The organism is Streptomyces marokkonensis, assembly GCF_039539045.1.
GTDB classification, from domain to species: domain Bacteria; phylum Actinomycetota; class Actinomycetes; order Streptomycetales; family Streptomycetaceae; genus Streptomyces; species Streptomyces marokkonensis.
Genome location: NZ_BAABCQ010000015.1, coordinates 59,046 through 75,516, shown reverse-complemented (window position 1 = coordinate 75,516; position 16,471 = coordinate 59,046). Strand labels below are relative to the sequence as shown.

The 16,471-nt window shown below is 70.6% G+C and carries 14 protein-coding genes; 11 read left to right on the top strand and 3 right to left on the bottom strand.

The window, feature by feature from the left end; translation table 11 throughout:
- The first annotated feature begins 306 nt into the window (after positions 1-306).
- The 9 genes from ABEA26_RS05995 (at position 307) to pssA (ending at position 11,521) form a co-directional block, all read left to right on the top strand.
- The gene (locus tag ABEA26_RS05995) at positions 307-2,112 is read left to right on the top strand and encodes a 3-hydroxyacyl-CoA dehydrogenase family protein (RefSeq protein WP_345589895.1); all 1,806 of its coding nucleotides are present in this window, start codon (positions 307-309) and stop codon (positions 2,110-2,112) included.
- 218 nt (positions 2,113-2,330) lie between these two features.
- Complete coding sequence (locus ABEA26_RS05990) at positions 2,331-3,146, top strand: TetR family transcriptional regulator (RefSeq protein WP_345589893.1); 816 nt, start codon at positions 2,331-2,333, stop codon at positions 3,144-3,146.
- 403 nt (positions 3,147-3,549) lie between these two features.
- On the top strand, positions 3,550-4,887 hold the full coding sequence (gene ccrA / locus ABEA26_RS05985; RefSeq protein ID WP_345589899.1) for a crotonyl-CoA carboxylase/reductase: 1,338 nt from the start codon (positions 3,550-3,552) through the stop codon (positions 4,885-4,887).
- A gap of 10 nt (positions 4,888-4,897) precedes the next feature.
- Positions 4,898-7,114 carry a protein meaA gene (locus ABEA26_RS05980; RefSeq protein ID WP_425587790.1) on the top strand — a complete coding sequence of 739 codons (2,217 nt, stop codon included), beginning with the start codon at positions 4,898-4,900 and terminating at the stop codon, positions 7,112-7,114.
- The gene (locus ABEA26_RS05975; RefSeq protein WP_345589891.1) at positions 7,111-8,085 is read left to right on the top strand and encodes an HpcH/HpaI aldolase/citrate lyase family protein; all 975 of its coding nucleotides are present in this window, start codon (positions 7,111-7,113) and stop codon (positions 8,083-8,085) included. Before ABEA26_RS05980 ends, ABEA26_RS05975 begins: the two co-directional genes overlap by 4 nt.
- 5 nt (positions 8,086-8,090) lie before the next feature.
- Entirely contained in the window at positions 8,091-8,639 is a 549-nt protein-coding gene (locus ABEA26_RS05970; RefSeq protein ID WP_345589890.1) for a MaoC family dehydratase, read from the top strand.
- Positions 8,639-9,853: an acyl-CoA dehydrogenase family protein gene (locus ABEA26_RS05965; RefSeq protein ID WP_345589888.1), complete on the top strand. Its 1,215-nt coding sequence runs from the start codon at positions 8,639-8,641 to the stop codon at positions 9,851-9,853. The genes ABEA26_RS05970 and ABEA26_RS05965 overlap by 1 nt, the downstream gene beginning before the upstream one ends.
- 170 nt (positions 9,854-10,023) lie before the next feature.
- Positions 10,024-10,680: a phosphatidylserine decarboxylase gene (locus tag ABEA26_RS05960; RefSeq protein ID WP_345589886.1), complete on the top strand. Its 657-nt coding sequence runs from the start codon at positions 10,024-10,026 to the stop codon at positions 10,678-10,680.
- A gap of 40 nt (positions 10,681-10,720) precedes the next feature.
- Positions 10,721-11,521 carry a CDP-diacylglycerol--serine O-phosphatidyltransferase gene (pssA, locus tag ABEA26_RS05955; protein ID WP_279561479.1) on the top strand — a complete coding sequence of 267 codons (801 nt, stop codon included), beginning with the start codon at positions 10,721-10,723 and terminating at the stop codon, positions 11,519-11,521.
- 139 nt (positions 11,522-11,660) lie between these two features.
- Here pssA and ABEA26_RS05950 read toward each other — a convergent pair whose 3' ends face one another.
- Complete coding sequence (locus tag ABEA26_RS05950) at positions 11,661-12,803, bottom strand: glycerate kinase (protein WP_345589897.1); 1,143 nt, start codon at positions 12,801-12,803, stop codon at positions 11,661-11,663.
- Positions 12,804-12,989: 186 nt separating this feature from the next.
- Here ABEA26_RS05950 and ABEA26_RS05945 point away from each other — a divergent pair, with 186 nt between their 5' ends.
- Together ABEA26_RS05945 and ABEA26_RS05940 are read left to right on the top strand one after the other, a co-directional pair.
- Positions 12,990-13,484: an NUDIX domain-containing protein gene (locus ABEA26_RS05945; RefSeq protein WP_345589884.1), complete on the top strand. Its 495-nt coding sequence runs from the start codon at positions 12,990-12,992 to the stop codon at positions 13,482-13,484.
- A 40-nt stretch (positions 13,485-13,524) separates the two neighbouring features.
- Positions 13,525-14,271 (top strand): SIR2 family NAD-dependent protein deacylase, encoded by a 747-nt coding sequence (locus tag ABEA26_RS05940; RefSeq protein ID WP_345589882.1) that lies wholly within the window; start codon positions 13,525-13,527, stop codon positions 14,269-14,271.
- Here ABEA26_RS05940 and ABEA26_RS05935 read toward each other — a convergent pair.
- Both ABEA26_RS05935 and ABEA26_RS05930 read right to left on the bottom strand, forming a co-directional pair.
- Complete coding sequence (locus ABEA26_RS05935; RefSeq protein WP_345589880.1) at positions 14,268-14,750, bottom strand: methylated-DNA--[protein]-cysteine S-methyltransferase; 483 nt, start codon at positions 14,748-14,750, stop codon at positions 14,268-14,270. The two genes, ABEA26_RS05940 and ABEA26_RS05935, sit on opposite strands and share 4 nt — an antisense overlap.
- Before the next feature lie 64 nt (positions 14,751-14,814).
- Positions 14,815-16,365, bottom strand: a complete 1,551-nt coding sequence (locus ABEA26_RS05930) for an AlkA N-terminal domain-containing protein (protein WP_345589878.1) — start codon at positions 16,363-16,365, stop codon at positions 14,815-14,817.
- Positions 16,366-16,471: the final 106 nt, after the last annotated feature.

Genomic DNA, 16,471 nt, shown 5'->3' with positions numbered 1-16,471 from the left:
ATGGTGACGCGGCCGTCGTGAGCGCAGAGAGCAGTCGGTTCGGTACTCCGGGCACCCAGGCGATCCACGTATCCGATTCTCGGGTATTCGGGTAGTCGGGTCCCAGGTACCGCAGTACGACTCGGCCTCGGGACAGGGCCGGTCCCAGACCGCCGCGCGGGCGTGTGCACGCCCGCCGCGACGGCACCGGGCGTGTGCGCCAGTCAGCCCGGCAACACCCGCACTCCACTCCCTTCCGCACGCACCGGTGCGCCCTCGGCGCATCCGGGCGTGTTCCGTCGTCACCCTCATTCCTGGAGTCCCGCGATGGCCACTCCCCTGTCCGACACCCCACTGCCCCCGCTCCGGAGCATCGCCGTCGTCGGCCTCGGCACCATGGGCACCGGCATCGCCGAGGTCCTTGCCCGGGCCGGCCGTGACGTCGTCGGCATCGACATCAGTGGGGCTCAGGCCGCGACGGCCGTCGCCACGCTGGAGTCCTCCATCACCCGTGCCGTCGAGCGCGGACGCCTCACCGAGCAGGAGCGCGCCGACGCCCGCGCACGCTTTCGCACCTCCACCGACCTGCGGGCGGCGGCCGACGCCGACCTGGTGATCGAGGTGGTCCCGGAGTCGTACGAGATCAAGCAGCAGGTCTTCCGGGAGCTGGACGGGATCGTGCGCCCCGAGACCATTCTGGCGACCGGCACCAACGCGTTGTCCGTGACTCGGCTGGCCGCCGACTCGGCCCGCCCGGAGCGGGTGCTCGGCCTGCACTTCTTCAACCCGGCGCCGGCGATGAGGCTGGTGGAGGTCGTCTCCTCCGTGCTGACCGCGCCGGGCGCCGTCACGGCGGTCACCGACCTCGCCCTCGACCTCGGCAAGGAACCCGTCGCGGTCGGCGACCGGCCCGGGTTCGTCGCCGACGGACTGCTGTTCGGCTACCTCAACCAGGCCGCGGCGATGTACGAGGCGAACTACGCCTCCCGCGAGGACATCGACGCCGCGATGCGGTTCGGCTGCGGCCTGCCCATGGGCCCGCTGGCCCTGCTGGATCTGATCGGCGTGGACACCGCCCGCACCGTCCTGGAGGCCATGTACACCGCCTCCCACGACCGTCTGCAGGCCCCGGCACCGATCCTGAGGCAGCTCAGCGAGGCGGGCCTGACCGGCCGCAAGGCCGGGCGCGGCTTCTACACCTACGAGGCGCCGGGCAGCGCGGCCGTCGTGCCGGACGCGCTGACCCCGGGCACGGGTGACGGCCCGGTGACCGGCCGTGCCGTCCGCGCGGTGGGCGTCGCCGGGTCGGGCACCATGGCGTCCGGCATCGCCGAGGTGTTCGCCAAGGCCGGGTACGAGGTCGTGCTCGCCGCCCGCAGCGCGGAGAAGGCGCGGACGGCCAAGGCCCGTATCGGCAAGTCCCTGGCCCGCGGCGTCGACAAGGGCAGAACGACCGCCGAGGCCGCCGCGCGGACACTGGAGCGGATCACGCCGACGGAGACGTACGACGACTTCGCCGACGTCGATCTGGCGGTGGAGGCGGTCGCCGAGGACCTGGACGTCAAGCGGCAGCTCTTCGCCACCCTGGACAAGGTCTGCAAGCCTGGCGCGGTGCTGGCCACCACCACCTCCTCACTGCCCGTCGTCGCCTGCGCCCGCGCCACCTCGCGCCCGCAGGACGTGATCGGCATGCACTTCTTCAACCCGGCGCCGGCGATGAAGCTGGTCGAGGTGGTGCGTACGGTGCTGACCGCCGACGACGTGCACGCCACCGTCCGCGAGGTCTGCGCCAAGGTCCGCAAGCACGCCGTGGACTGCGGCGACCGGGCCGGGTTCATCGTGAACGCGCTGCTGTTCCCGTACTTGAACAACGCCGTGAAGATGGTGCAGGAGCACTACGCGACGCTCGACGACATCGACGCGGCGATGAAGCTCGGCGGCGGCTACCCGATGGGCCCCTTCGAGCTGCTGGACGTGGTCGGGCTGGACGTCTCGCTCGCCATCGAGAAGGTCCTGCACAGCGAGTTCCGCGATCCGGGCCTGGCTCCGGCGCCGTTGCTGGAGCACCTGGTGGCCGCGGGCTGCCTCGGCCGCAAGACGGGGCGCGGCTTCCGCGAGCATGCCCGCCGCTGACCCCGGTCCCGGTGACCGGTTCCGGTCCGAGGAGGACGGGGGTGGGTGAGAGGACGGGCGTGGGTGACTGGGGCGGGCTGCTCGATCCGGCCACGTCTCCCCCGCCCTCCCCGGCGGGGTCCCCTCCTCCCTCCCCTGCCGGCTCTCCCCCGGCCGTCCCTGGTGGGGGAATCCCCGGTCACGCGCGTGATTGCGTGCACATGCAGTACGTTCGGGGCATGTCCCAGCCCGCCAAGTCCTCACGTACACCAGCTACGCCCGACGCGCCGGAGAGCGCGGCCGGCAACCGAGCCGCCGCCCAGCGGCTCAAAATGCGCCGGGAGCTGGCGGCAGCGGCGATGGAGCTGTTCGCGACCAAGGGGTACGAGGCAACCACCGTCGACGAGATCGCGGCCCGCGCCGGAGTCGCCCGCCGCACCTTCTTCCGCCACTTCCGCTCGAAGGAGGAGGCGATCTTCCCGGACCACGACGACACCCTGGTCCGCGCCGAGGCGGTGCTCAACGCGGCACCCGCGCACGAGCATCCGCTCGACACGGTGTGCCGCGGCATCAAGGAAGTCATGAAGATGTACGCGGCCCGGCCCGAGATCTCGGTCGCCCGGTACAAGCTGACGCGCGAGGTGCCCACCCTGCGCGAGGCGGAGATCGCGTCGGTGGCCCGCTACGAACGTCTCTTCACCCGCTACCTGCTCGGTCACTTCGACGAGCACGCGCACGACGACGACGCCAACGACGACCCCCTGCTGGCCGAGGTCGCCGCTTCGGCCGTGGTCACCGCCCACAACCACGTGCTGCGTCGCTGGCTGCGGGCGGGCGGCCAGGGAGACGTGGAGACCCAGCTCGACCACGCCTTCGCGATCGTGCGGAAGACGTTCGGCACCGGCATCGGCGCCGGGCGCTCCGCGGCCTCCTCCGCACGGCCGGCCGCCTCCTCGGCCTCCGTGCAGGGCGAGGTACTGGTGACCGTCGCGCGTACCGACGCGCCGCTGCACGAGGTCATGCGCACCATCGAACAAGCACTCAAGGAGCGCTGACCCGCTCCGCCGTCCGTGTGACGACGGCCACCCCACCGGGTGGCCGTTTTTGCATGTCAACGCCCCTTTTCGCGGCCCACCCGCGGCCCGGCCGATCTTCCTTCGATCGATCATCGCTCATCTGATGGGTAAAGATTTCACCTGAGGGCAAATTCTGGCACTCAGTGCCTTGCGGGGTGACACGCGGTGTCATACGTTGAAGGTGTCCGGGCTGTCCCCGCAAGCGACCGCCTGCGTGCCCGGCGCCTGCGTCACAGGCACCCTCCCGCGCCACAAAGCGCTGCCGAACAGCATCACCCCCCGCCGAACCGACGGCACCCCTCACCACACCCCTCAGCAGCACCGACGCAACCCTCAGCGCCCCTCCCTCAGGGCGCTCACCGCCGGAGGCAACACCGTGACCATGAAGGACATCCTGGCCGCGATCCAGTCGCCCGACTCGACGCCGGCCGACATCGCCGCCCTGCCGCTACCCGAGTCGTACCGCGCGATCACCGTCCACAAGGACGAGACCGAGATGTTCGCGGGCCTCGAGACCCGCGACAAGGACCCGCGCAAGTCGATCCACCTGGACGAGGTGCCGCTGCCCGAGCTGGGCCCCGGCGAGGCCCTGGTGGCCGTGATGGCCTCCTCGGTCAACTACAACTCGGTGTGGACCTCGATCTTCGAGCCGATGTCGACGTTCGGCTTCCTGGAGCGCTACGGCAGGGTCAGCGAGCTCACCAAGCGCCACGACCTGCCGTACCACGTCATCGGTTCCGACCTGGCCGGCGTCGTCCTGCGCACCGGCCCGGGCGTCAACGCCTGGCAGGCCGGCGACGAGGTCGTCGCGCACTGCCTCTCCGTCGAGCTGGAGTCGTCCGACGGCCACAACGACACGATGCTCGACCCCGAGCAGCGCATCTGGGGCTTCGAGACGAACTTCGGTGGTCTCGCCGAGATCGCGCTGGTCAAGTCCAACCAGCTGATGCCCAAGCCGGGCCACCTCAGCTGGGAGGAGGCCGCCGCCCCGGGCCTGGTCAACTCCACCGCCTACCGACAGCTCGTCTCCCGCAACGGCGCGCAGATGAAGCAGGGCGACAACGTGCTCATCTGGGGCGCGAGCGGCGGCCTCGGCTCCTACGCCACCCAGTTCGCGCTGGCCGGCGGCGCCACGCCGATCTGCGTCGTCTCCAGCGAGCAGAAGGCCGAGATCTGCCGGCGCATGGGCGCCGAGCACATCATCGACCGCAGCGCGGAGGACTACCGGTTCTGGAAGGACGAGCACAACCAGGACCCCAGGGAGTGGAAGCGGTTCGGCAAGCGCATCCGCGAGCTGACCGGCGGCGAGGACGTGGACATCGTCTTCGAGCACCCGGGCCGTGAGACCTTCGGCGCCTCCGTCTACGTCACCCGCAAGGGCGGCACCATCGTCACCTGCGCCTCGACCTCCGGCTACGACCACAGCTACGACAACCGCTACCTGTGGATGTCGCTGAAGCGCATCGTCGGCTCCCACTTCGCCAACTACCGCGAGGCCTGGGAGGCCAACCGGCTCGTCGCCAAGGGAAGGATCCACCCGACGCTCTCCAGGGTCTACTCGTTGGAGGAGACCGGCCAAGCGGCGTACGACGTCCACCGCAACCTCCACCAGGGCAAGGTCGGCGTGCTGTGCCTGGCACCCGAGGAGGGCCTGGGCGTGCGCGACGAGGAGATGCGCGGCCGGCACGCCGACGCCATCAACCGCTTCCGAAACATCTGAGGAGCGCCGCATGACCGAACGCCACAAGGACCGGCCGTGGTTGATGCGGACCTACGCCGGCCACTCCACGGCCGAGGCGTCCAACGAGCTGTACCGGCGCAACCTCGCCAAGGGCCAGACGGGTCTGTCGGTCGCCTTCGACCTGCCGACCCAGACCGGCTACGACTCCGACCACATCCTCGCCCGCGGCGAGGTGGGCCGGGTCGGGGTGCCGGTGGCGCACGTCGGTGACATGCGCCGGCTGTTCCAGGACATCCCCCTGGAGCAGATGAACACCTCGATGACCATCAACGCCACGGCCATGTGGCTGCTGGCGCTCTACCAGGTCGTCGCCGAGGAGCAGGGCGCGGACATCGGCCGGCTCCAGGGCACCACCCAGAACGACATCGTCAAGGAGTACCTGTCCCGGGGGACGCACGTCTTCCCGCCCGGGCCGTCGCTCCGCCTGACGACGGACATGATCGCGTACACGGTCTCCCACCTCCCCAAGTGGAACCCGATCAACATCTGCAGTTACCACCTGCAGGAGGCGGGCGCCACGCCGGTCCAGGAGATCGCGTACGCGATCTCCACCGCGATCGCCGTGCTCGACGCCGTGCGTGACGGCGGCCAGGTGCCGCGCGAGCGCATGGGCGACGTCGTCGGCCGCATCTCCTTCTTCGTGAACGCGGGCGTCCGCTTCGTCGAGGAGATGTGCAAGATGCGGGCCTTCGGGCGGATCTGGGACCGTGTCACCCGGGAGCGGTACGGCATCGAGGACCCCAAGCACCGCCGCTTCCGCTACGGCGTCCAGGTCAACTCCCTGGGCCTGACCGAGGCCCAGCCCGAGAACAACGTCCAGCGGATCGTGCTGGAGATGCTGGCCGTCACCCTCTCCAAGGACGCACGCGCGCGTGCCGTGCAGCTGCCGGCCTGGAACGAGGCGCTGGGCCTGCCACGCCCCTGGGACCAGCAGTGGTCGCTACGCATCCAGCAGGTGCTGGCGTACGAGAGCGACCTGCTGGAGTACGGCGACCTCTTCGAGGGCTCCAAGGTGGTCGAGGCGAAGGTGGGCGAACTGGTCGAGGAGTCGCTCGCCGAGATCGAACGGATCCAGGAGATGGGCGGCGCGATGGCCGCCGTCGAGTCCGGCTACCTCAAGTCGCGGCTGGTCGCCTCGCACGCCGAGCGGCGGGCCCGGATCGAGTCGGGTGAGGAGAAAGTCATCGGTGTCAACGCCTTCGAGGGCACCGAGCCGAACCCGCTGACCGCCGACCTGGACACCGCGATCCAGACGGTCGACCCGGCAGTGGAGGCGCAGGTTGTGCAAGCCCTGCGCGAATGGCGCCGTAATGCCGACAAAGCCGCTTTGTCCGACAACGGAGTTGCCGAACCTACCGCCGGGCAGGCGGAAAGTGACGCCTGTGGAGGCTTGTGTAGGACCGCACCCTTCGGGGATCGGCAGAAGCCCGTGAAGCAGGAACCCAAGGTGGTACCCAGCCGAGGTACGGACCGGAATCGCCCGCCTTCGGACGAGCGAGGAAGCCAACAGCCGCCGTTCAACCATTCGCGGCGATGCAGGGCGTTGGGGCGGCTGCGCGAGGCAGCCGCCACCGACGACAACCTCATGGAGGCCACCCTGGAGTGCGCCCGCGCCGGTGTCACGACCGGCGAGTGGGCGGGGGCGCTGCGCGAGGTGTTCGGCGAGTTCCGCGCCCCGACCGGGGTCTCGTCGGCGCCGGTGGCGATCGCCGCCGAGGAGGGCTCGGCGCTCGGCGAGGTCCGCCGCAGGGTGGACCTGACGGCCGGGGACCTCGGCGTCGGCAAGCTGCGCTTCCTGGTCGGCAAGCCCGGTCTGGACGGCCACTCCAACGGCGCGGAGCAGATCGCCGTGCGGGCCCGCGACGCCGGGTTCGAGGTGGTCTACCAGGGCATCCGGCTCACCCCGGAGCAGATCGTGGACGCCGCCCTGGCCGAGGACGTGCACGCGGTGGGCCTGTCCGTCCTCTCCGGCTCGCACGCCCAGCTGGTGCCGGATGTACTGGAACGGCTGCGTGTGGCCGGTGCCACAGACATTCCGGTGATCGCCGGTGGCATCATCCCGAACGGAGACGCCGAAGAACTGCGGGCCGCCGGAGTGGCCGCGGTCTTCACCCCGAAGGACTTCGACATCACCTCGATCATCGGCCGGATCGTCGACGAGATCCGGCACGCGAACAAGCTCGACCCCTTGGAGGTCCCCGCATGACCAGCCCCGCTCCCCAGGTCAACCGCCTTCGTCCCCGGCGCTCCTGTCTGGCGGTGCCCGGCTCGAACCCGCGCTTCCTGGAGAAGGCGCAGGGCCTGCCGGCGGACCAGGTCTTCCTCGACCTGGAGGACGCCTGCGCGCCGCTCGCCAAGCCGGAGGCACGGCACACCATCGTCAAGTTCCTCAACGAGGGCGACTGGACCGGCAAGACCCGCGTGGTGCGCGTCAACGACTGGACGACCGAGTGGACGTACCGCGACGTCGTGACGGTGGTGGAGGGCGCCGGCCCGAACCTGGACTGCATCATGCTGCCCAAGGTGCAGGACGCCCAGCAGGTGGTGGCCCTCGACCTCCTCCTCACCCAGATCGAGAAGACGATGGGCTTCGAGGTGGGCCGCATCGGCATCGAGGCGCAGATCGAGAACGCGCGGGGCCTGAACAACGTCAACGAGATCGCGCAGGCCTCGCCGCGCGTCGAGACCATCGTCTTCGGCCCGGCCGACTTCATGGCGTCCATCAACATGAAGTCGTTGGTCGTGGGCGAGCAGCCGCCCGGCTACCCGGCGGACGCCTACCACTACATCCTGATGAAGATCCTCATGGCCGCCCGCGCCAACGACCTCCAGGCGATCGACGGCCCCTACCTCCAGATCAAGAACGTGGACGGCTTCCGCGAGGTCGCCGGCCGCGCCGCCGCCCTCGGGTTCGACGGCAAGTGGGTGCTGCACCCGGGCCAGGTCGAGGCCGCCAACGAGGTCTTCTCCCCCTCCCAGGAGGACTACGACCACGCCGAGCTGATCCTGGACGCGTACGAGTACTGCACGTCCGAGGCGGGCGGCAAGAAGGGCTCCGCGATGCTCGGCGACGAGATGATCGACGAGGCCAGCCGCAAGATGGCGCTGGTCGTGGCGGGCAAGGGTCGGGCGGCCGGCATGCGGCGCACCGGCAAGTTCGAGATCCCGGAGGGCTGAGCGCGATGCAGTTCGGACGCACCTACGAGGAGTTCGAGGTCGGGGAGACGTACAAGCACTGGCCGGGCAAGACGGTCACGGAGTACGACGACCACCTGTTCTGCCTCCTCACCATGAACCACCACCCGCTCCACATGGACGCCAACTACGCCGAGAAGACGACCGACTTCGGCAAGAACGTGGTGGTCGGGAACTACATCTACTCCCTCCTCCTCGGCATGTCCGTCCCGGACGTCTCCGGCAAGGCGATCGCCAACCTGGAGATCGAGTCGCTCAAGCACGTGGCGCCGACCTTTCACGGCGACACCCTCTACGGCGAGACGACCGTGCTCGACAAGTGGCCGTCCAAGTCCAAGAACGACCGGGGCATCGTCCACGTCGAGACCAAGGGCTACAAGCAGGACGGCACGATCGTGTGCGTCTTCCGCCGCAAGGTGATGGTGCCCACCGAGACGTACGCCAAGGAGCGCGGCCGGGGGCCCCTCCCAGGCCAGTCGGGCACTGGGGGAGAACAGCCGGGCCGTCCCGAACCGAGGGAACAGGGGAAGCAGTAATGGCACGACTCGCCCAGACCGCCGGTCTGACGGACGTCCAGCAGGAGATCCTGTCCACCGTCCGGGACTTCGTGGACAAGGAGATCCTTCCGGTCGCCACCGAGCTGGAACACCGCGACGAGTACCCGCAGGACATCGTGGACGGGCTCAAGGAACTGGGCCTGTTCGGCCTGATGATCCCGGAGGAGTACGGGGGCCTGGGCGAGTCGCTCCTGACCTACGCCCTGTGCGTGGAGGAGATCGCCCGCGGCTGGATGTCGGTGTCCGGCATCATCAACACGCACTTCATCGTGGCCTACATGCTCAAGCAGCACGGCACACAGGAGCAGAAGGACCACTTCCTGCCCCGCATGGCCGCCGGTGACGTCCGGGGCGCCTTCTCGATGTCGGAGCCGGCGCTGGGCTCGGACGTCTCCGCCATCTCCTCGAAGGCGGTGAAGGACGGCGAGGAGTACGTCCTGAACGGCCAGAAGATGTGGCTGACGAACGGCGGTACGTCGTCACTCGTGGCCGTCCTGGTCAGAAGTGACGAGGGTCACTCCGCTTCGGAGGCCGCCGCGGCACCGCACAGGTCGATGACGACCTTCCTGGTGGAGAAGGAGCCCGGCTTCGGCGAGGTCCGGCCCGGACTGACCATCCCAGGCAAGATCGACAAGATGGGCTACAAGGGCGTCGACACGACCGAGCTCATCATGGACGGCCTGCGCATTCCGGCCAATCGGGTACTCGGCGGCGTCACCGGCCGAGGTTTTTACCAAATGATGGACGGCGTCGAGGTCGGCCGCGTCAACGTGGCCGCACGTGGCTGCGGCGTCGCTCAGCGTGCCTTCGAGCTGGGCGTCCGGTACGCCCAGCAGCGTCACACTTTCGGCAAGCAGATCGCCCAGCACCAGGCCATTCAGTTCAAGCTCGCGGAGATGGCTACCAAGGTGGAGGCGGCGCATGCGATGATGGTGAACGCTGCACGCAAAAAGGACTCGGGCGAACGAAACGACCTGGAAGCGGGGATGGCCAAGTACCTCGCCTCCGAGTACTGCAAGGAGGTCGTGGAGGACGCCTTCAGGATCCACGGCGGGTACGGCTTCTCCAAGGAGTACGAGATCGAGCGCCTCTACCGCGAGGCGCCGATGCTGCTCATCGGTGAAGGCACCGCCGAGATCCAGAAAATGATCATCGGCCGTCGACTGCTCGAAGAGTATCGATTCCAGGGTTAGATGTCCGGATACGGGGTGTTTTCTTGGAGAAGAAGGTCACACCCCGTAGGCACTGTTCGGCCGCCGACTCAGCTTCCTGGCTTACCCAGTTGCGGCGCGGAGCCGCTACGATCGCCGGAAAGCCGCCGTCCCCCGTCGAAGCGCGGCATCATCCGCTACGAAGGTCATCCATGCCCCACAGCCAAACCTCTGCATCTCGCGACAGCCTGGCCGGCGTACGCCTCGCGCGCGGAGCATCGCCGTGGCTTCTGCCGACCGTCGCCACCGCAGCCGTCAGCCTTCTCCGTGCCCGTCGCTCCGGCGCCGCCAAGGCCGTCGCCGTCCCCGCCACCGCGCTCGCGGCGGGGATGCTGTGGTTCTTCCGCGACCCCGAGCGCGAGATCACCCAGGGCCGGGTCATCTCGCCCGCCGACGGCGTGGTGCAGAGCATCATGCCGTGGAAGGACGGCCGGACCCGCGTCGCGATCTTCATGAGCCCGCTCAACGTCCACGTGAACCGGGCCCCGCTGTCCGGCGAGGTGATGTCGGTCGAGCACGTTCCCGGTGGCTTCGTTCCCGCCTTCAACAAGGAGAGCGAGAACAACGAGCGAGTGGTGTGGCACTTCGACACCGAGCTCGGCGACATCGAGATGATCCAGATCGCCGGCGCGGTGGCCCGCCGCATCGTCCCGTACCTGCCGCAGGGCACCAAGGTCGAGCAGGGGGACCGGATCGGTCTGATCCGCTTCGGCTCGCGCGTCGACCTGTACCTGCCGGAGGGTGTGGAGGTCGCGGTCGAGGTGGGTCAGAAGACGGTGGCAGGGGTGACTCGAATTGACCGTGATTGATCCACAGACCCAGGCGGGATGGGTACCGGAGGCCGACGAGATGGACGACGAGGAGGAGATGCCCCTCTCGCTCCGCCTGTCGATAGCCGACACACTCACTCTGGGCAACGCCACGTGCGGCTTCATGGCGGTGTACTTCACCACCACGGGCATCCTCATCCCGCACCTCATGGGCGGCGACGAGTCGGGCATGGCCCGGCAGAGCGCGGCCACCGCGGTCATCCTGATGCTCTGCGCGGCGATCTTCGACCTGTGCGACGGCCTGGTGGCGCGCAAGCTGCGCAGCTCACCGATGGGCGCGGAGCTGGACAACCTCTCCGACCTGATCAGCTTCGGGCTGGCGCCGGCGTACTTCGTCCTCGTCTACGGCATGGTCGCGCACGACGCGTACCAGCGGGTGGCGGCGGTGGGGGCGATCGTGGTGCTGCTGGCGGTGGTGCTGCGGCTCGCGCGGTTCTCCTGCGTCACTGTCAAGGACGGCACGTTCCAGGGCATGCCGTCGCCGTTCGGAGCGCTGACGGTGGTGTCGATCGTGCTGCTGGAGCTGCCCTTCGTGGCAACGCTGCTGGCGATCATCGGCACGGCCTGGCTGATGGTGAGCCGGGTCGAGTACCCGAAGCCGCGGGGACGCCTCGCGGTGGCGATGCTCGCGTGGATCGTGCTGTCGATGGGGCTGCTGGCCGGCTGGGCCTTCGACGCGCCGAGCGGGCAGCTGCTGCTCCAGACGGGATGCGCACTGCAGCTGGTGATGGGTGCGGTGATTCCGCTGTTCGCCACGGCTCGGCGGGTGAACAACTTCCGTGACAACCGGCGGGAGGCGCGGGCGGCGCAGTTGCCGTGACGCACGCTCCGCTGGATGGCCCCGGACCCGGGTTGGGTTCGGGGCCATTCCCTTGTTCGTACGCGCCCGGCGCTGGTGTGCGCCTCGCCGGGGGCTCCGCCCCCGGACCCCCGGGCCTGTGCCCACCACCCGACCCGGTCTAGGCCAGGAAGTCCCGCGCGATGCGCTCCGCGACCCGCTCCAGGATCGGTCCGGCCTCGGCGATGCACTTCGCCACGTCCGGCTCGACGTCCGTCAGCGGATACGCCCGCCGGATGCCGGCCCGACCCAGCGCCTCCGCCGGCAGCGCGAGCCGCCCGCAGACCGCGACGACCTCCTTGCCCGCGGCCCGACCCGCCGCGGCGACGCCGGCCGGGGCCTTCCCGTGCAGGGTCTGCTCGTCCAGCGAGCCCTCCCCCGTGATCACCAGGTCCGCCCGCTCCAGCGCCGGCGCGAAGCCGAGCACGTCCAGCATGACCTCGATGCCAGGCCTGAACCGCGCCCCGAGCAGCATCGCGCCGAATCCGATGCCGCCCGCGGCACCGGCGCCCGGCGAGGCGGCGTACTCGGCGGCCCGCGCGCCCACGATGTCTGTCTTCCCCAGCACCTCCGCGAAGTGCGTGAGGGCCGCGTCCAGGGCCTCCACGTCCTGTGGGGAGGCACCCTTCTGCGGGCCATAGACCGCCGGGGCGCCCTTGGGTCCGGTCAGCGGATTGTCGACGTCGCTCGCGAGGACCAGCTCGACGCCGGACAGCCGCGGGTCGATGCCCGACAGGTCGGCCGAGGCCAGACCGGCGAGGCCGCCCCCGCCCGGCGCGACCGGCTCCCCGTCCCGGCCGAGGAACCGCGCGCCCAGCGCGGACAGCATCCCGGCGCCGCCGTCGGTGGTCGCACTGCCGCCGACCCCGAACACGATCGTCCGCGCGCCCCCGTCCAGCGCGGCCCGCAGCAGCTCACCGGAGCCGTACGTGGACGCGGTGAGCGGTGCGAGTACGCCGTCGGGCAGCCGTTGCAGGCCACTGGCCTCGGCCATCTCCACGACCGCGGTGCCCTCGCGCAGCGCGTACGCCGCCGTCACCTCGTCGCCGAGGGGCCCGGCGACCCGTATCTCCCGGCGTTCGAACCCGGCCGCCACCGCGGCGGCGACGGTGCCGTCGCCGCCGTCGGCGACGGGCAGGGCCTCGACGCCCAGGCCCGGCACGACGCGGCGCAGTCCGGCCGTCACCCGCTCGGCGACCTCGACGGCCGTGAGCGACCCCTTGAACTTGTCCGCGGCGACGAGTACCCGGCGGGCCCCGTCCACTGCAGCGTCAGCCACCTTGCTCTCCCCTTGCTCTCCGAGCCTTGCGCACGTCAAGGCAGTCGCGCCGCTGCGACCTTAACCGCATGACGGCCACGCCGTCATGCCCCTGCCCGCAGGGTGGACCCCGTCCGCCCGGCGAGCCGGTTCTCCCGCCGCTTCCGGCCGCGGGCTCGTTACGCTTCCAAAATGACCACTCCTGACTACGCCACCTACATCGCCGGTCTCCCCCGCGTCCTCGCCGGCGCCGCCGCGGTCCTCCGGGACGCCGAGGGACGGGTGCTGCTCGTCGAGCCGAACTACCGCGAAGGGTGGACGTTGCCCGGAGGGACTATCGAGTCGAACGACGGGGAAACCCCACGGCAGGGCGCGTGGCGGGAGACCGTCGAGGAGATCGGGCTGGATCTGCGGATCGGCCGGTTGCTCGCGGTGGACTGGGCGAGCGGGACGGGCCGGCCGCCGATCGTGGCGTACCTGTACGACGGCGGGGTCCTGTCCGAGGACGACTTCAAGGCGATCCGGTTGCAGGAGGAGGAGCTGCTGTCCTGGCGGCTGGTGCCGCGCGAGGAACTGGGCGACCACCTTCGCGGTTCCCTGCACGGCCGGGTACTGGCGGCGCTGGACGTGCTGGCGGAGGGGTCCGGGACGGCCGAGCTGGAGAACGGCGTCCGGGTCGACCGATAACCGTTCGCCCGCCGCACACCGGCGACCTACCCTCGACCGCATGACCAGCAAGCCCCTCGTCGCCATCCTCAGCGGCGCCGGCGTCTCGACCGACTCCGGCATCCCCGACTACCGCGGCCCGAACGGGCTGTGGCGGCGCGATCCGGAGGCCGAGAAGCTCGTCACGTACGAGTACTACATGGGCGATCCGGAGATCAGGCGCCGCTCCTGGCAGATGCGGCGTGCGAACCGGGCGTTGTACGCCGAGCCGAACGCCGCGCACCGCGCGGTGGCCGAACTGGAGCGGTCCGGGGTGCCGGTCCGGGTGATCACGCAGAACGTGGACGGTCTGCACCAGCTCGCCGGGCTCCCCGCCCGCAAGGTCCTCGAACTCCACGGCACCGCACGGAGCCACGTGTGCACCGGTTGCCACGCCCGGGGGCCGATGGAGGAAGTGCTGGCCCGGGTCGAGTCGGGTGAGGCGGACCCGCCGTGCAGGGAGTGCGGCGGCATCCTGAAGCCGGCGACCGTCATGTTCGGCGAGAACCTCGACCCGGTGGTCCTCGGCGAGGCGGTCGCCATCAGCAAGGCGTGCCAGGTGTTCGTCGCCGTCGGCACCAGCCTCCAGGTGCACCCCGCCGCCGGACTGGCCGGCGTGGCCGCCGACCACGGGGCCCGCCTGGTCGTCGTCAACGCCGAGCCGACACCGTACGACGAGCTGGCCGACGAGGTCGTCCGGGAGCCCATCGGCACCGCCCTCCCCGAGTTGCTGCGCGGGCTGGGCCCCGGCCGTCGATCGGGGGACTAGAAGAGCGCCGGGCCCCGCTCGAAGTCCAGCAGCCGCTGCTTGCGTCCCAGGCCGCCGCCGTAGCCCGTGAGGCCGCCGCTCGCGCCGATGACGCGGTGGCAGGGGACGATGATGCCGATCGGGTTGCGGCCGTTGGCGAGGCCCACTGCGCGGGAGGCCGCCGGATTGCCGAGGGCGGCGGCGAGTTCGCCGTAGGTGCGGGTCTCGCCGTACGGGATGCGGCGGAGCTGCTCCCAGACCGTGCGTTGGAACGGGGTGCCGTTCAGGCTCAGGCCGAGGGTGAAGTCCTTCAGTTCGCCGGCGAAGTACGCCGTCAGTTGTTCCTCCGCCTCCGCGAACGGGCCGTCGTCGGCCGCCCCGAAGCTCTCCTCCGGCGGACGGTGGCGCTGGTCGGTCATGTAGAGGCCGCACAGGGCGCCGTCCTCGGCGACGAGGGTGAGCGCGCCGTAGGGGCTGTCGATCACGGTGTGCTGTTTCACGGATTGCACGGGCTTCGTGGATCGCACGGGCTTCACGGCTTTCACAGGTCCCACGGGATTTTCCTTACACGGGCAGGAAGTTGATCGGGTGGCTGTCGGTCGCCCACAGGTACTGGACGGCGTACGCGCGCCAGGGCCGCCAGGCCGCCGCGCGGGCGGTGAGCGCCGCCGGGGTCGAGGGCAGGCCCAGTTCGCCGGCGGCGCGGCGGATGCCGAGGTCGGTGGGGAGGAAGGCGTCCGGGTCACCGAGGGCACGCATGGCGATGACGTCGGCGGTCCAGGGGCCGAAGCCGGGAAGCGCGAGGAGCCCGGCGCGGGTCTCGGCCCAGTCGCACTCGACGCCCAGGTTGAGCGAGCCGTCGGCCAGGTGGGACACGAGGGTGGTGAAGGTCGTGCGGCGGGTGCGGGGCATCGCCAGGGTCTCGGGATCCACCGAGGCCAGCGCGGTCGCCGACGGGAAGAGGTGGGTGAGGCCGCCCTCGGGGTCGTCGACCGGGTCACCGTGTGCCGCGACCAGGCGGGCGGCGTGGGTGCGGGCGGCGGCGGTGGAGACCTGCTGGCCGAGTACGGCGCGTACGGCGAACTCCGCCTCGTCGACCGTGCGCGGGACGCGTCGGCCGGGTGCCTTGTCGACCAGCGGCGCGAGCAGCGGGTCGGTGCGCAGCTGGTCGTCGATGGCCGCCGGGTCGGCGTCCAGGTCGAGCAGGCGGCGGCAGCGGCTGATGGCGACGGTCAGGTCGCGCAGGTCGCTCAGAGTGAGGCGGCAGACGATGTGGTCGGGGTGGGGGGTGAGGGCCACGATGCCGTGACCGTACGGGAGGCGCAGGGTGCGGCGGTACGCGCCGTCCCTCCACTCCTCCACGCCGGGTACGGCGGTGGCGGCGAGGTGGCCGAAGAGGTTGTCGGGGTTGAGCGGGGTGCGGAAGGGGAGGCGGAGGGACAGGGCGCCGGGGGTGGTGACGGTTCCCGGTGTGGTGCCGGTGGTGGTTCCCGGGGTCGTGCCGGTGACGGTGCTCCGGGTGGTGCCGGCGGCGCGGCTCTTCGGGACGCGGGTGCGCAGCTCGCTCGGGGAGAGCGCGTAGACCTCGCGGACCGTGTCGTTGAAGGTGCGGATGGAGGAGAATCCGGCCGCGAAGGCGATGTCCGCCATCGGCAGCGCTGTCGTCTCGACGAGCAGGCGGGCGGTCTGGGCGCGCTGCGCGCGGGCGAGCGCGAGCGGGCCCGCGCCCAGCTCGGCGAGGAGCTGGCGTTCGACCTGCCGGGTGCTGTAGCCGAGCCGGTCGGCGAGACCGGGCACGCCCTCGCGGTCCACGACACCGTCGGCGATCAGCCGCACGGCGCGGGCCGTGAGGTCGGCGCGCCGGTTCCACTCCGGCGAGCCGGGGCTGGTGTCCGGGCGGCAGCGCTTGCACGCCCGGAACCCGGCCTGCTGACAGGCCGCCGCGCTCGGGTGGAAGGTCATGTTCTCGGGCTTGGGCGGCACCACCGGGCAGCTGGGCCGGCAGTAGATGCGGGTCGTCAGGACGGCCGTGAAGAACCAGCCGTCGAACCGCGCGTCCTTGGACCGGACGGCGCGCACGCAGCGCTCGGTGTCGGTGTGCATTCCCCTCTGCATGGGTCCAGGATGGTCCACCGGCCGGACGGGGGCTGGCGGAAATCCGACATGGACGTCACGCTTCCTGGGCTCCGCCGGATCACCGTCGCCGCCCCGACGGTCCTCG

Bases quoted from the DNA above. Each gene is read 5' to 3' on its own strand.
- ABEA26_RS05995 (WP_345589895.1), top strand. From the start codon at position 307: ATGGCCACTCCCCTGTCCGACACCCCACTGCCCCCGCTCCGGAGCATC.
- ABEA26_RS05970 (WP_345589890.1), top strand. From the start codon at position 8,091: ATGCAGTTCGGACGCACCTACGAGGAGTTCGAGGTCGGGGAGACGTAC.
- ABEA26_RS05930 (WP_345589878.1), bottom strand. From the start codon at position 16,365: ATGCAGAGGGGAATGCACACCGACACCGAGCGCTGCGTGCGCGCCGTC.
- ccrA (WP_345589899.1), top strand. From the start codon at position 3,550: ATGAAGGACATCCTGGCCGCGATCCAGTCGCCCGACTCGACGCCGGCC.
- ABEA26_RS05975 (WP_345589891.1), top strand. From the start codon at position 7,111: ATGACCAGCCCCGCTCCCCAGGTCAACCGCCTTCGTCCCCGGCGCTCC.
- ABEA26_RS05960 (WP_345589886.1), top strand. From the start codon at position 10,024: ATGCCCCACAGCCAAACCTCTGCATCTCGCGACAGCCTGGCCGGCGTA.
- ABEA26_RS05945 (WP_345589884.1), top strand. From the start codon at position 12,990: ATGACCACTCCTGACTACGCCACCTACATCGCCGGTCTCCCCCGCGTC.
- pssA (WP_279561479.1), top strand. From the start codon at position 10,721: ATGGACGACGAGGAGGAGATGCCCCTCTCGCTCCGCCTGTCGATAGCC.
- ABEA26_RS05990 (WP_345589893.1), top strand. From the start codon at position 2,331: ATGTCCCAGCCCGCCAAGTCCTCACGTACACCAGCTACGCCCGACGCG.
- ABEA26_RS05940 (WP_345589882.1), top strand. From the start codon at position 13,525: ATGACCAGCAAGCCCCTCGTCGCCATCCTCAGCGGCGCCGGCGTCTCG.
- ABEA26_RS05980 (WP_425587790.1), top strand. From the start codon at position 4,898: ATGACCGAACGCCACAAGGACCGGCCGTGGTTGATGCGGACCTACGCC.
- ABEA26_RS05965 (WP_345589888.1), top strand. From the start codon at position 8,639: ATGGCACGACTCGCCCAGACCGCCGGTCTGACGGACGTCCAGCAGGAG.